The sequence below is a fragment of the Bacillus sp. JK62 genome (assembly GCF_053663455.1).
Genome location: NZ_JBSJQA010000008.1, coordinates 63,093 through 77,083, shown reverse-complemented (window position 1 = coordinate 77,083; position 13,991 = coordinate 63,093). Strand labels below are relative to the sequence as shown.

At 49.1% G+C, this 13,991-nt stretch carries 14 protein-coding genes; 5 read left to right on the top strand and 9 right to left on the bottom strand.

The features are described from left to right. Window positions 1-66: 66 nt before the first annotated feature. Window positions 67-570, top strand: coding sequence for a M15 family metallopeptidase (locus ACWJJ4_RS18020; protein ID WP_060563028.1), 504 nt, complete (start codon window positions 67-69; stop codon window positions 568-570). Here ACWJJ4_RS18020 and ACWJJ4_RS18015 read toward each other — a convergent pair. Next, window positions 567-1,925, bottom strand: coding sequence for a YcdB/YcdC domain-containing protein (locus ACWJJ4_RS18015; protein WP_436335377.1), 1,359 nt, complete (start codon window positions 1,923-1,925; stop codon window positions 567-569). The genes ACWJJ4_RS18020 and ACWJJ4_RS18015 overlap by 4 nt on opposite strands. A 200-nt stretch (window positions 1,926-2,125) precedes the next feature. After that, a complete protein-coding gene (locus tag ACWJJ4_RS18010) occupies window positions 2,126-3,514 on the bottom strand; it encodes a YcdB/YcdC domain-containing protein (RefSeq protein WP_454021851.1) in 1,389 nt (462 codons plus the stop codon). Between the two features lie 128 nt (window positions 3,515-3,642). Here ACWJJ4_RS18010 and ACWJJ4_RS18005 point away from each other — a divergent pair, with 128 nt between their 5' ends. Beyond that, a complete protein-coding gene (locus ACWJJ4_RS18005) occupies window positions 3,643-4,638 on the top strand; it encodes a DUF5105 domain-containing protein (protein WP_014304282.1) in 996 nt (331 codons plus the stop codon). A 43-nt stretch (window positions 4,639-4,681) separates the two neighbouring features. On the opposite strand, the gene ACWJJ4_RS18000 is transcribed toward ACWJJ4_RS18005, so the two are convergent. From ACWJJ4_RS18000 to ACWJJ4_RS17985, 4 genes are all read right to left on the bottom strand, one after another. Next, the gene (locus ACWJJ4_RS18000; RefSeq protein ID WP_454021850.1) at window positions 4,682-5,614 is read right to left on the bottom strand and encodes an aldo/keto reductase; all 933 of its coding nucleotides are present in this window, start codon (window positions 5,612-5,614) and stop codon (window positions 4,682-4,684) included. A gap of 130 nt (window positions 5,615-5,744) precedes the next feature. Beyond that, window positions 5,745-6,815: a helix-turn-helix domain-containing protein gene (locus tag ACWJJ4_RS17995; RefSeq protein ID WP_003156670.1), complete on the bottom strand. Its 1,071-nt coding sequence runs from the start codon at window positions 6,813-6,815 to the stop codon at window positions 5,745-5,747. A 136-nt stretch (window positions 6,816-6,951) separates the two neighbouring features. Further along, a complete protein-coding gene (locus tag ACWJJ4_RS17990) occupies window positions 6,952-7,596 on the bottom strand; it encodes an esterase/lipase family protein (RefSeq protein ID WP_070081325.1) in 645 nt (214 codons plus the stop codon). A 196-nt stretch (window positions 7,597-7,792) separates the two neighbouring features. Further along, a complete protein-coding gene (locus ACWJJ4_RS17985) occupies window positions 7,793-8,908 on the bottom strand; it encodes a type II asparaginase (RefSeq protein ID WP_077721752.1) in 1,116 nt (371 codons plus the stop codon). A 177-nt stretch (window positions 8,909-9,085) separates the two neighbouring features. Between ACWJJ4_RS17985 and ACWJJ4_RS17980 the strand changes: the two genes are divergently transcribed. Next, window positions 9,086-9,652 (top strand): TetR/AcrR family transcriptional regulator, encoded by a 567-nt coding sequence (locus ACWJJ4_RS17980; RefSeq protein ID WP_070081323.1) that lies wholly within the window; start codon window positions 9,086-9,088, stop codon window positions 9,650-9,652. Window positions 9,653-9,688: 36 nt separating this feature from the next. After that, on the top strand, window positions 9,689-11,128 hold the full coding sequence (gene lmr(B) / locus ACWJJ4_RS17975; protein ID WP_070081322.1) for a lincomycin efflux MFS transporter Lmr(B): 1,440 nt from the start codon (window positions 9,689-9,691) through the stop codon (window positions 11,126-11,128). 35 nt (window positions 11,129-11,163) lie between these two features. Here lmr(B) and ACWJJ4_RS17970 read toward each other — a convergent pair whose 3' ends face one another. Continuing rightward, window positions 11,164-12,291 carry an aminotransferase class V-fold PLP-dependent enzyme gene (locus ACWJJ4_RS17970; RefSeq protein ID WP_454021849.1) on the bottom strand — a complete coding sequence of 376 codons (1,128 nt, stop codon included), beginning with the start codon at window positions 12,289-12,291 and terminating at the stop codon, window positions 11,164-11,166. 71 nt (window positions 12,292-12,362) lie between these two features. Between ACWJJ4_RS17970 and pcp the strand changes: the two genes are divergently transcribed. Then, on the top strand, window positions 12,363-13,010 hold the full coding sequence (pcp, locus tag ACWJJ4_RS17965; RefSeq protein WP_024084855.1) for a pyroglutamyl-peptidase I: 648 nt from the start codon (window positions 12,363-12,365) through the stop codon (window positions 13,008-13,010). On the opposite strand, the gene tatC is transcribed toward pcp, so the two are convergent. Together tatC and ACWJJ4_RS17955 are read right to left on the bottom strand one after the other, a co-directional pair. Beyond that, on the bottom strand, window positions 13,007-13,732 hold the full coding sequence (gene tatC / locus ACWJJ4_RS17960; protein ID WP_003156680.1) for a twin-arginine translocase subunit TatC: 726 nt from the start codon (window positions 13,730-13,732) through the stop codon (window positions 13,007-13,009). The two genes, pcp and tatC, sit on opposite strands and share 4 nt — an antisense overlap. Window positions 13,733-13,793: 61 nt before the next feature. Continuing rightward, complete coding sequence (locus tag ACWJJ4_RS17955; RefSeq protein ID WP_003156681.1) at window positions 13,794-13,991, bottom strand: twin-arginine translocase TatA/TatE family subunit; 198 nt, start codon at window positions 13,989-13,991, stop codon at window positions 13,794-13,796.

The window sequence follows — 13,991 nt, the reverse complement described above, 5'->3', positions numbered from 1 at the left end:
TCATAGCAAATTTATGGCAGTGAGCAAACAAAGATTTTAATCAATTAAAGAAAGAGAGAATTCACCATGAAACTACCAGTCAGAATTGCGCTGCTTTTGATCCTCTTCTTTTCCGCAGACCTATGTTTTTCCTATGTGCAGAAAGAACTGAGGCCGCAGACGGCATTACAAGATAGAGCCATTCCAAGCGCTCTTCATCCGCTCGTGAAACAGAATGCGGAGCTATTGCAGACGGCCGCTCTGAAAAAAGGCATCACCGTCGTTATCACAGAGGGTTTCAGATCAATTGAGGAACAAAACGAATTGTACCGTCAAGGACGTTCAAAAAAAGGAAATATCGTCACCTACGCAAAAGGCGGGGAATCTTACCACAATTACGGCCTTGCGATCGACTTCGCCCTGCAAAAAAAGGATGGAAGCCTGATTTGGGATATGACGTACGACGGAAACCGAAACGGCACGCCCGATTGGCTTGAGGTCGTATCGATTGCCAAAACGCTCGGTTTTGATTGGGGAGGCGATTGGAGAGGCTTTAAAGATTATCCTCATTTACAAATGATCCCTGGCTAATAAAACCTTTTCTTTTTTCGCTTTTGCGCATCAATGTACGGAGGATAGACAGGCCTGTACACAAGCTTATATCCTTCATTGCCGGACGGCGTAAAATCGCGCTGCCACTCCAGCCGCAGATGGAAATCGGATAAAAAAGCGGCCTTTGCTTCTTCGGGAGTAACGGCCGGCACCGGATTGATCTTCTCCAGCTGCTCCGGGTCAATGTCAGGCGCCATGTAAGCTTCCACAAGCCCCGTTACGGGACTGACAAGTATTCTCGCAGCGCCGAACCGCAGCGGAATATCCTGATGCCATACGGAAAAATGGAAGCGGAACCTGCCCCTTCCGTCCGTTTTCAGCGGGTTCATTTTAAAAAACTCGTCCGCTCTCGGATAAAGCTTGTATAAAAATTGAAGCGCGACGGCCTCACACTCTTCCGCAGAATAAAAGGCCGGGCCCTGATGCTCAATAAAAGATTTAAAGGCTGTCATTTTCCCTGTCTTTTTGTCCGTTTTCATCTTCATTGTATTTTTGTTGCTGGTTTCAAAATAGCTTTCGATACTCAAATCTTTCCGTTCCGGAACCGACCCTTTCCGCCATGTCGTTCCGATCTCATCCCCGAGATCGCGCCGGCGCGTCTGAACCATATCCGAGGTAAACCCCATTAATTCATCCAGGCTGATTTCCCGTTTATGTTCAAACGCGGGAAGCGGTTTTGCCGGCTCATTCCTGTCTTCGCAAAGCTGCTGATCCGGCACGATATCATCTTCACCGGCCGGATAGCTGTAAGCCGGCAGAATCGGTTCATAGACGAGACGCGGTATTTTCTCAAAATTGACCACATCATAGACGAGACTGAATGTCAGCACACTCATATAATGCGAGACGACTTTTTCCCGATCGACGAATGTTTCCGGGACGGGCGCTTCACCCGTATCCCCGTAATAGATAAACTGCACGACGAAGCCGCTCCTGGTTACATCAACGAAAAAACCTGAATCGGGAAGCGGCCGGCCGAGCACTTTTTTTGTATAGATAAATCGGATGCACCCATTGCGTTCTTCCCTCGCCTGAAAGATGAAATTCATAAAAGTAAGCGGGCGGTGTCTCGCCGCAAACCGAAGAGCCGTCAGCTTTAATTCGGCGTCTGACAGCTGCATGTCTGAACCCGGACAGTCGTTGCGTGAGTATGTAAGCAAAGATCCGTCGTCGCCCAGCTCAATCGTTACCGTTTTATCCGGATGGTTACGATCTTTCCATATATAATAGGCTCTCGTTTTTTGTTTTTCATCATAATCTTCTATTTCAAGCTCATAGTGCGGCGGTATATTCCCGATCTCCAGCGCTTTTTTTCTCAGATGTTCTTTCAGCAATGGGGTCATCCTTTCAGAAGAGTGTATAAAAAAGAACTGTTTTTAATTATATAAAAACGTCCTTATCCTTTTAAAGGGAAGAAAGTGCCTTTTATGTGTCTATTTTTAGCAAAGAGGGAAAAGAGCCGTATTCAGAGCGGCTGTTTCCCATACAATAGTCACATTTCCCATGAAAGACCCGGGACGAACGCCCATGACCTTCAGCCTATTAAACTCGTGATCACTTCTCCCGTATGAGCCTCAATAAACCGCGGGAAAACCGGCTTATATACGAGCCTGTACACTTTTCCGCAGCTGCCGTCTTCGTAACAACGATCCCAAGCGAGCTCGGCTTTGATGGCCCGGCGGATCGCGTCCTTCGCCTCTTCCATTGTCAATGAAGGAACGGGATCGATTTCCTCGAGCTCTTTCGGATCAATTTCCGGCGGCATATATACAGTGACAAGACCCGTCTTTTTGCTGACACAGATTCTCCCCTCTCCGAATCGCAAATCAACGCCGCCTGAACAAGCCTTATATGTAAGTCCCACGTTTTCTCCTTCATCATATTGAACCCGGAAATACTGATCCGCTTCCGGAAACATGGCGAACAAAAAGCGGATGGCCATGTGATGGCATTCTTCCTCGGAAAACTCCGGTTCGCCTTCACTTTGTATAAATGACATTACCCCGGTGAGCCGGCCCGATTCTTTATCATACCTTGTTTTCAATACATGTTCATTCCGCTCTTTTAACAGACTTTCAAAGCTTTTATCTTTCCGGACGGATTTTGTTTTTTCAGGGCGCCAGGCAATACCGATACTGCCCTCTCCAAGATCGCTTTCCCTCTCTTTATAAAAACCGTCGTGCAGCCCGATCATGTCATTGATGCTCATCTTTTCCGCTTCAGGGGCAGGGCGTGAAATCGGGACATACGGCAGCATGTCGTCTTCCAGCTCTTCATATTCGTCTATTTCTGCATTCTCTTCCTTCAGGTCAGCCGATATCGGCCGCGTCGGAGACACGATTTCATAGACGAGATGGGGCTTGTCATCCCCCTGCACATAGACGGACTGATGCAGTACGGTGAACAACAGCTCCGCTTCAATATGTTTGACAAAGTGAGCCAATGCTTCCCGCTTGTCCGCAATTGTCCCGGGTCTTAAGAGATTATCGGACTTCCCATGGTAAGAAAAGCCGGTTACTTCCCCTGTCAAAGACAGGTCGACGTAAAACCCGGTCAGCGGAAGCGGCAGACCGTCAGCCATCTGAACATAGGAATATCTCACATCACCATCATTGGCGGAGCCGCTGTTTTCCAATTCGAACTCAGCCAATGCCCCAGGACGATGGGTTTCTACAAACGCCCGCATCCGTTCTTCTATGTCCGATTCCGAAAGAGCCGGCAGATCAGTCCGGAAAGCCGGACGGGATAAGGATTTCAGTTTTCCGTCCCGGTCTAGTTCAACCATGATGCCGGCTTCCGGATCATTCTTATCTTCCCACCAAAACAAAACCTCATCTTCCTGATATTCTTCCACATTACTCTCATAGCGGGCAGGTACGTTTCCGATCCGGAGAGCCAGCTGTTTCAATTCTTCTTTTTTCATCATAACACTTCCTTTTCTTCCAAAAAGATTGATGATTACCAAGACTCTTTTATACAAAACTAGTATAATTAACCTGTCTGTCTTCATGACTATTGAATTAATCATTATAACAACAGGGGGTAAACCAGATGTCCATCAAAAAAATGAGCGCCGTGTTTTTCATACTGCTTCTCACGGCATTTACCGCCGCATGCAGCAGCGAAACGAGCGGCGGCCAGGAAAGCAGCACGGCGAAAGTGAAAATAAAAGAGACGGCATGGGCCGCTTCAGACGATACTGAACATCCGGCCGCGCTGAAAGTAACGGTCACCGTCAAAAATACGGGCAAAGACCCGCTTACCGTCAAAAGCAGCGACTTCTCGCTTTATCAGGATGACGCGAAAACAGCGGCGGCCGATAAGGATGACCAGATGCAGAGCGGCACGCTTCATGCGGGCAAGACAGTGACGGGCAATCTGTACTTCACGGCTGACGAAGGCAAATCATATGAATTGGTATATCAGCCGCAGGCAAAAGACGCGAAGCCTTTATCTTATAAACTGAAAGTCAAAGGCACAGCCTCAAACGCAAAACCTGACCCGGCGGACGCATTATCCGCATACATTGATGTGATGCTGTACGGCAAGCACAATAAAGATTTCACCCGCCTGACCGGTGTAAATGAAAAAATGACGGCCGCCGCATATCAGGAATCGGCGAAAGCCAGCTTTATCGCTTCTGCAGGCATTTCACAAGAACAGGCGGATTCAAAAGCCATTTCCGCTATTATTGACGCCATGTCATCAGCGCTTCGGGATAACACAGAGCTCAAGGTGCATACCAAATCCATGTCAGGCAAAAAAGCCGTCCTTGAAGCAAAAGTGACGCCGCTTGATATGTCTCCGCTCGCGGGCCAGCTGCAAGACCGCGTGCAAGACTATGCCGGAAAGCACCCCGATGCTGATGAAAACGAAATTGTCAGCCACCTGCTTTCTGTCTATCCGGAAGAGTTTATGCGCCTGAAACCGGCTTCTTCTTCCGTAACAAGAGAAATCGAGATGAAGAAAAACGCCCGCGGCCAGTGGTATCTGGATACAGACGCCGATCTGGAAGGATTGACAGAAGCGTTTTTGAAAACGTCCTGACAGCAAGAAAGGAAATAGCGCAGGCTATTTCCTTTTTTTATTTTCACTTGAAGATGTCACTGATATATTGAACCTCATCCTCGGTCAACTGCACATCAAGCGCGCCCAGATTGTGTTTCAGCTGGCTGGGGCGTTTGGCTCCGGGAATGATCGCATCCACCGCCGGCTGCGACAGAAGCCACGCGAGTGCGATATGCGCTGTCTGCGCCCCTTTTTCTTCCGCAACGGACCGAAGCTTATCCACTCGCTCCAGGTTTTGGTGAAAAGCTTCTCCCTGAAACGGCGCCCTGTTTTTTCGGCTGTCCTCAAAGACTGTGTCTTTTGTAAACTTTCCCGTCAGCAAGCCGGAAGCAAGCGGAAAATAAGGAATAAAAGAAATGCCGTTCTTTTCACAATAAGGCAGCAGATCATGCTCCGCCTCACGCTGAATCAGTGAATATTCCGATTGAAAAACCTCTAAATAACCGTCGGCGTTAAACTCCTGCAATTGCCGGAAGCTGAGATTGGACGCGCCGATTGCTCTGATTTTCCCTTCGTCCTTCAGTTCTTTTAGCGTACCCGCCACTTCGGAGAGCGGTGTTTTGCCGTCAGGGAAGTGGACGTAATACAAATCAATCACGTCTGTTTTCAGCCGCTTCAGGCTGTTTTCCGCCTCACTCCGGAGAAATTCACGGCTGTTGTCCAGCTCGATTTGTCCGTTGACCTCTTTGTGCGCGCCTTTTGACGCAATCACGAGGCTGTCCCGCACGCCGCGCTCTGCGACAACTTCACCGATTAACTCTTCGGAACGCCCCAAACCGTATATAAACGCCGTATCAATAAAATTGACGCCGCCGTCCAACGCTGTGCGGATGAGTTCTTTTCCCGTTTCATCATTAAGATTCGGAAACAGATTATGTCCTCCGACCGCATTAGCGCCAAAACCGATACGCTTTACCCGTAAATCCGTCCTGCCCAGCGTACGTGTCTCATCCATGGCTCAGGCTCCCTTCCTTTTATCGCTCTGTTTAGTATTAGATAACCGGTAAGAATTATCCTGCCCCGAGAGCATTTCTGCAGAAAAAACCTTGAAAAGCATGTGCCCTTCAAGGTTTTTTGGCTGTGTATTAAGATGTCAGAGCTGCGGCGAAGCGTTCGGCTTCATCCGTGAGAGCACCCTCAATTTCCTTATAACGGCTGGAAATCGTTGAGGCGCTGACGCCGTACTTCTTCGCCAGCTTAGCTTGAGAAACGGACGCGCCGTTCAGAGAAATACTGTTTACGTAATATTCGACCGCCGCCGCGAAAGCTTCCGGCTTTCTGATCGTCGGTGTTTTTTTGACACAGAACGTTTTCCACAGGTCAATAACGGCCGGAACCAGCTCAGCCGGGTATTCATCCCCGCTCAGGCCTTTTTCAATAGCGTCCGCCGTTTCCTTCTCCATGTCGTTCGCCCACTCTGTCTGTTTTTCTTCAGCAGCCTGCTCAGGCTCTTCCGCCGTTCCTAAAAGAGCGGCCAGCACAGTGTCGAAGTCCTCCTGCATAAAGCGCTCAGGCGATTTTCCTTCCGCAAGGGCCGGGGCAGCCGCCTTTTTCACTTTGCTGATTAGAGCTTCGGTCCGCTTCACAGGGAAGATCGTAAACTGCATGAAGAACTCCGCTTTTTCCGCTTCGTGGATCGGATAGCCGAGAATCAGGCTTCCCGCCGGCGGAAGATCCTGCTGGCTGACGTCCATTTCCACTTTGAATTGTTTTTTCGTCATCACATCTTCAAAGTGAATCATTCCTTCTTTCACATCTTCAAGCACCATAACGGCAGGTGTCATGCTTTTCCATGATTCAACGATTTCCCGTGTTTTCGGGCGGTTGATGCCGCCGGCTTTTTTCTGAAGATATTCTTCAAAAATCGTCTTGCCGCCTGCCAGCGGACGGAAGAAAATTCCCCAGATGCCGAGGTTGAAGACTCCGATGTCTTTAGTCTGTCTGTCCAGCTCCGTAATGAACTCATGCTGGTTAATAAATGATGATATGCCGTCTCTATGTGCTGTAAAGGCGTACTCCATTAAGCTTTCCTGAATCTGTTTCGCTTCTTTTGCCGCGATGTCTGCCGGAATGGCAGCTTCTTTGCTTCCGCAGCATTTTTTATATTTCTTCCCGCTGCCGCATGGGCAAGGGGCATTTCTTTTCACTTTTCCCACAATAAACCCTCCGAATTCTGATATAACTTTATTATTTTAACAAAAATAACTTCAGAGGGCTTGGTTTACGGCGAAAAAAGAATATGGAAGAAAAAAGACCCCGGGATATTCTCATTCTCCGGGGGCTTTGAAACTGTTAATTTGTATTTTGTCCGCCGCCGTTCAGACCTTCTTTAATCAGCCCGTTTACTTGGCTGTTCATCAAAAGTCCGATGTGTCCGACACCGTGAATCTGCACGTTTTTCCCGCCGATCAGTCGTGACAGCGGGTTCAGGACGATCAAGTCCGCTGAGCTGTAAATCGATGTATATAAAATCTTTTGGTTCGGATCAGTCCCCGGAAGCGCCCGGTTGGTCACAAGGCCGTTCGCTCCGCCGAGTGTGACGACGTTGGCGATTTTGTCTCCGCCGTCAAGATTTTTAATGTAATAGAGCGTGTTGGCGCCGCCCATGCTGTGCGCGACGATATCGACTTTTTTCGCACCTGTTTCACTGAGCACTTTTTTCACGTAATTGGACAGTCTCGGCGCATTGTGTCTGTTGTTCCCGGTTTTGTCTAAGAAATCAATGGCGTACATCTCTTTTCTTGACCAGCCTTGGGATGCCAAGTATGTTTTGATTCCCGCGAAGTTAAAGGACGCCCCGCCGATTCCGTGGACCATGACAACAGGGTTATGCCCTGAGGAGGCTTTCGATACGGTCGGCTGGAAGGCAAATACGGAAATGACGGACAGCATGCAAACTGTAAGAATCGCTAGGATTTTGCTTTTGATTTGTTTCATGAACTTTCCTCCTGCTATGTAATATTTTTGCAATTTTCATTCTATTAGAGAAGGAAAGGAAAAAATAGTGTATTTTTTACTGTTTTCAACAATTGAAAAAGAGGCGAAAAAATGAGAAAGACGCCCCTTTCCCGAAAGCACGCTTATGCTTTAATACGTCATACCGAAAAAGGAGAGAACACCCGGTTCTCTTCTCCTAGTACTCATTGAAATAGGTTTGAATCCGCTTAGGATCATGCGTTTTTGTCAGCGCGAGCATGAGCAGAATCCGCGCTTTTTGAGGGTTGAGAGAGTTTGAAGCTGTCAAATGGTCTTTTTCATACTCTCGATTAGGTGTTACCGTTCCGTTTCCCGTCCTTGTGGAACGGACGACCGCCAGCCCGCTTTTGACCGACTTTACAGCGCCTTTTAGCGCCGCATCAGACATTGAGCCGTTTCCCGGGCCTGCAAAAATAATGCCTTGCGCCCCTGATTTTGCGGCGGCTTCAAAGAGATAGCTTCCGTCATTTTGATAGCCGTATATAATATCGACCTGCGGCAGTTTATCAAGTTTATCTATCTTGAAATCTGTATCCTTCGTATGCTTTCGGGTGATGATGTTATTAAAATAGACGTCATCGGCAATTGTTCCGATATAACCCATTTCTTCCGATTTGAAAGTGTCGGTCGCGGTTGTATTGGTTTTTGTCACATAACGCGCCGAAGCGATTCTGTCATTTAATACGACAAGCGTCCCCTTGCCTTTCGCCTCAGGCGCAGCCGCTGTTTTTACCGCGTTATATAAGTTGGACGGCCCGTCCGCTCCGATCGCCGTGGACGGCCGCATTGACCCGGCGACAACAACGGGCTTGTCACTTTTGACTGTCAAATTGAGAAAGTAGGCGGTTTCCTCAAGTGTGTCTGTTCCATGTGTAATGACAATGCCGTCTGTATCATCAGACTTGAGCAGCTTGTTTACCCGTTTTGCAAGTTTCAGCAGTGTCTCGTTATTCATATTCTGGCTGCCGATATTCACAACCTGTTCTCCGCTCACATGCGCGACCTCTTTTATCTCCGGAACGGCCTGAATCAGGGCATCAACTCCGATTGCCCCCGCCCGGTACTCCGTAGCGGACGTCTTCGAAGGAGCAGCGCCTGCAATTGTGCCGCCGGTGGCAAGAATTTTAATATTCGGAAGTCCGTCTTTTTTCGCAGAGGCTGCGGCTGCCATCTGGGGCGGTGTTTCTTTCGTTTGAGGAGATTGGGAGCAGCCGGCCGCGATGAAGAGCAGAGCCGTGATAAATGTAATGAAGGGCATGAATTGTTTTTTCATTCTTTTCTCTCCTTTTCTTTATTTATGAAGATTTTCCTCTCACCGGTCAACGCGCTTGTCAGGCAACCTTCCGAAGAAAATAACCGTTAAAAATTCTTGACACCGTCATGCGAAATCAAGATAATAGACCAGTCACTATATTTTAAATTTGTCACAAATCAGTAAGGTGGGAACATTATGAGCTATGGAGATTCTCGTGAAAAAATCCTCGCCGCGGCAACCAGGCTGTTTCAGCTTCAGGGGTATTACGGCACGGGACTGAATCAGATTATTAAAGAAAGCGGTGCGCCGAAAGGTTCTCTTTACTATCATTTTCCGGACGGCAAAGAGCAGCTCGCCATTGAGGCTGTCAATGAAATGAGCCATTATATCCGTATGAAAATAAAAGAAAGCCTTGATGCCTATCCTGATCCTGCGGAAAGCATTCAAGCGTTTTTACAGGACTTATCAAGCCAATTCACATGTCCGGAGAATTTTGAAGGGTTTCCTGTCGGTTTACTGGCTGCCGAGACTGCTTTAAAGAGCGAAAAGCTCCGGCAGGCCTGTCAAAGCGCTTATCAGGAATGGGAGAATCTGTTCGCGGGCAAATTAAGATCAGCTGGTTTTTCTGATGAGAAAGCGGCGGAAATCAGCACTGTTTTAAATGCCATGATAGAAGGCGGCATCATTGTGTCCTTAGCCAAAAAAGACAAAATGCCGATCCTCCATATTTCTAAACAAATCCCCAACCTGCTGAAGACATAAAATACGAGAGACATGTACGTATAGAAAGAGAGGAGAATGATTTTGGAAAACGCTCAGCCTTCCAAACAATATAAAGTCATGCCGATCATGATTTCTTTGCTGACGGCAGGGTTTATCGGCATGTTCAGTGAAACGGCGCTGAATATCGCCCTGACTGATCTGATGAAGGAGCTACATATCACTCCTGCGACCGTCCAGTGGCTGACGACGGGCTATCTGCTCGTTCTCGGTATTCTTGTGCCGGTATCGGGTCTGCTTTTGCAATGGTTTACGACGAGACAGCTGTTCATCGTTTCACTCGCTTTTTCCATTATCGGCACGCTGATTGCAGCGCTTGCGCCGAGCTTTCCGTTTCTTTTGGCGGCAAGAATCGTGCAGGCTTTAGGAACCGGGCTGCTGCTGCCGCTGATGTTTAATACAATCCTCGTCATCTTCCCGCCGCATAAGCGCGGAGCGGCGATGGGGACGATCGGGCTTGTCATTATGTTCGCTCCTGCGATCGGTCCGACATTTTCAGGGCTTGTGCTAGAGCATTTGAACTGGCATTGGATTTTCTGGATTTCCCTGCCGTTTCTTGTGTTGGCTCTTTTATTCGGCATCGCCTACATGCAGAACGTGTCTGACATTACAAAACCGAAAATTGACGTACTTTCCATTATTCTGTCTACGATCGGGTTCGGCGGCATCGTATTCGGATTCAGCAATGCGGGCGAAGGATCAGACGGCTGGTCAAGCCCGACGGTTATCGGTTCGCTCACTGTCGGCGCGATCGCGCTCATCTTATTTTCCATCAGGCAGCTGACAATGAAGCAGCCGATGATGAATCTGCGCGCTTTCCGCTATCCGATGTTTGTTCTCGGTGTCGTGATTGTGTTCATCTGTATGATGGTTATCTTATCGACAATGCTCCTATTGCCTATGTATTTACAAAGCGGACTGATGCTGACGGCGTTTACGTCCGGGCTCATCCTGCTGCCGGGCGGTATTTTAAACGGCTTTATGTCTCCGGTGACGGGGCGTCTGTTTGATAAATACGGGCCGAAGTGGCTTGTCATTCCCGGGTTTGTCATCACGGCAACTGTGCTTTCGTTTTTCTCAAACATTAACGGCGCTTCTACGGCGCTTCTGATTGTCGCGCTTCATACATGCCTGATGATCGGCATTTCCATGATCATGATGCCGGCGCAAACGAACGGCTTAAATCAGCTGCCGCCGGAATTTTATCCGGACGGAACAGCCATTATGAATACGCTCCAGCAGATGGCCGGCGCAATCGGCACTGCGGTGGCGGTCAGCATCATGGCTGCCGGCCAGAAGAATTATATGAGCACCGCGAAAAACCCGAATGATCCTTCCGCATACTCTCACGCGCTGATTGCGGGCGTCCAGCACGCCTTTATCTTCGCGATGATTGTCGCCGTTGTCGGCTTGATCAGCGCTTTCTTTATGAAACGGGTCAAAGTGAATCATTCATAAGAAAACAGCAGGCTCCCCGTGAGTCTGCTGTTTTTTTATATACCGCGCGCTTCAGCCAGTTCATCAATCGCATAGATCAGATCGTCAGCCGTGTTATAGAAATGAGGCGCCAGCCGGATGATTTGTCCGCTGGGTGCGCATACGATGTTTTTCCGCCTCAACAGCGCAGCCGTTTCCGCCGCTTTTTCATCCCGTATGGAAATCATGCCGGGTCTGTCATCGGCAGACGGCGGCCCTGTGAGATTCAGTCCTTTTTCAGAAGCGTATTCATACGCAAATGCGCTGAGTTTTTTTACTTCTTGGTGAATGCGGTCTGTGCCGGCATCGTTTAATAGAGATAAAGCCGCCTGTGCCGCATATATGCTGATAAATGCCGGGGTCCCGGTCTCAAAGCGTTTGGCTCCGTCCGCATAAGAAAAACGGGTTAAATCCGGCATCGACGCCCGCTGCTGCCCGAACCACCCGGTGACTTTCGGCTTCAGCCGTTCGGCAAGTTCCTTTCTGACATAAAGAAACGCCGTTCCCGGTATGCCGAGCATATACTTTCTCGCACCCGCGGCCAGCATATCAACTCCCCATTCTTTTACATCAATCGGGATGTGCCCCGCCGATTGATAAGCATCGACAAAAAGAAGCGATCCCTTCTTTGCGGATATCTCGGCAATGCGCTTTATATCCTGGACAAATCCCGACGTATATGACACATGGGGCACACAGGTGAAAAGCGTCTGCTCCGATATGTACGTCTCATACCGCTCTAACGGGATCATTCCATCTTCAGACGGCACGACTGAAAGCTCCATCTCAGTCTGCGCCTTCAAAATGTGGGCGATCGCCGGAAAATCCAATTCCGTATACACCGCCTGTTTCTTTCGGCAATCCGGTAAAGCAGAAACGACGGCAGAGACAGCAGCCGTTACTGAAGGTAAAACGGCGATTTCTTCAGGATGGGCGCCGATCAATTTCGCAAATTCACACCTTGCCTGCTCCGTACGTCCAATGGCTTCTTCCCAGTTTCCGCCATGCTGAAGCAGGCTTTCCTGATAGTCATTGACCGCTTTTGAAACCGGCAGGGCAAGAGCGCTTTGAGAGCAGCTGGCGAGCATCGTATGTGTGCGGAGCGCCGGAAATAAAGATCGGTATTGCACCAGAGGCGAATTCAAGACATGTTTCCCCCTTCGGCAGGAATATATGTCCATTATAGAGTATGGTAAAAAGAAAAGGAGGGTTTTATATGGAGAAAAAAGTATTACTGACAGGCTTTGACCCCTTCGGCGGGGAAACGGTCAATCCTTCATGGGAAGCGGTCAAACGGCTGGACGGTTCCCATGAAGGCCCTGCCTCAATCGTATCCGAACAAGTGCCGACCGTTTTTTATAAGTCTCTTGCCGTGCTGCGCGATGCGGTCAAAAAGCATCAGCCTGACATTATCATCTGTGTCGGCCAGGCAGGCGGCAGAATGCAGATCACGCCGGAACGGGTCGCGATCAATCTGAATGAGGCGCGCATACCGGATAACGAAGGAAACCAGCCTGTCGGGGAAAACATTTCTCAAGACGGTCCCGCGGCCTATTGGACCGGCCTTCCGATCAAACGGATCGTTGAGGAAATCAAAAAGGAAGGCATTCCCGCGGCTGTATCCTACACGGCGGGGACGTTTGTATGCAATCATCTCTTTTACGGGCTGATGGATGAAATCGCCCGCCATCATCCGCACATCCGCGGCGGGTTTATACACATCCCGTACATTCCGGAGCAAACCTTGCAGAAGTCTGCGCCGAGCCTCAGCCTGGATCTCGTGACAAAAGCGCTCAAAATCGCCGCGGTGACCGCCGCGGCGCATGAGGACGATATTGAGACCGGCGGAGGCGAACTTCACTAAGCTGCAGACGCCGCCTCGGCCCATTTCTTCCGGTAAACGATGCGGGACAGCGTCACACTGATTTCATAGAGGACGAGCAGCGGAATCATGACGAGAAAGTCAGACATAAAATCTGGAGGCGTAATCAGCACCGAGACGACGATCAGCAAAAAATACGAAAGCTTCCGCGCCTTTGCCAGCCGGGTTGGATTCACGATTCCGAGCCGTGTCAGAAACATGACGGCCAGAGGCATTTCAAACAAAAATCCGAACGGCAATGTAAGATTCAGCATAAAGGTAAAATACTTGTCCGCCGTAAATACCATGTCAAAATGGCCGGCGGATAATTGTGTTAAAAATCCGAGCACAATCGGAAACAGCACAAAATACCCGAAGGAAATTCCGATAATAAACAAAAGCGAAAGCCCCGGAATGTAAAGCAAAGCGGCGCGGCGTTCGAACGGGGTCAAAGCCGGCGCCGTAAAACGCCAGAGCTGAAAGGCCGCAACCGGAATCGCTGCCGTAAGGGCGCATATTCCCGCAATCATCATATACACCCATAAAATCTCGCTCGGCCCTAAAACGGCCAGCCTGCCATGCAAATCCTTGATCAGCCAGTCATAAATATCCTGTACAAACCAGCAGGCGCCGATAAAAAACACGAGAAAGGCGATAACGGTTTTAATGAGACGCTGCCGGACTTCCTCTAAATGCCCGATCAAGTGGGTTTCTTTTTTATCCAATCGTACATCCTCCTTATAGAGAAAGAGGCAGAAGCGGATTCGTCTGCCCCCATGTCAGGATTCAGCCTGCCGTTTTGTCTTTCTCAGCGGTCTGCTTGTCCGGCTCTTCATTTGAGACCAATGTTTTTGCGGCGCTTTTAAATTCAAGCAGCGTGCGGCCGGCGGCACGGCCGATTTCCGGAAGCTTTGAAGGCCCGAAAATGATGAGAGCGATGACGAAAATCAAAATTAACCCGGGAATGCCGATATTTGAAAACAT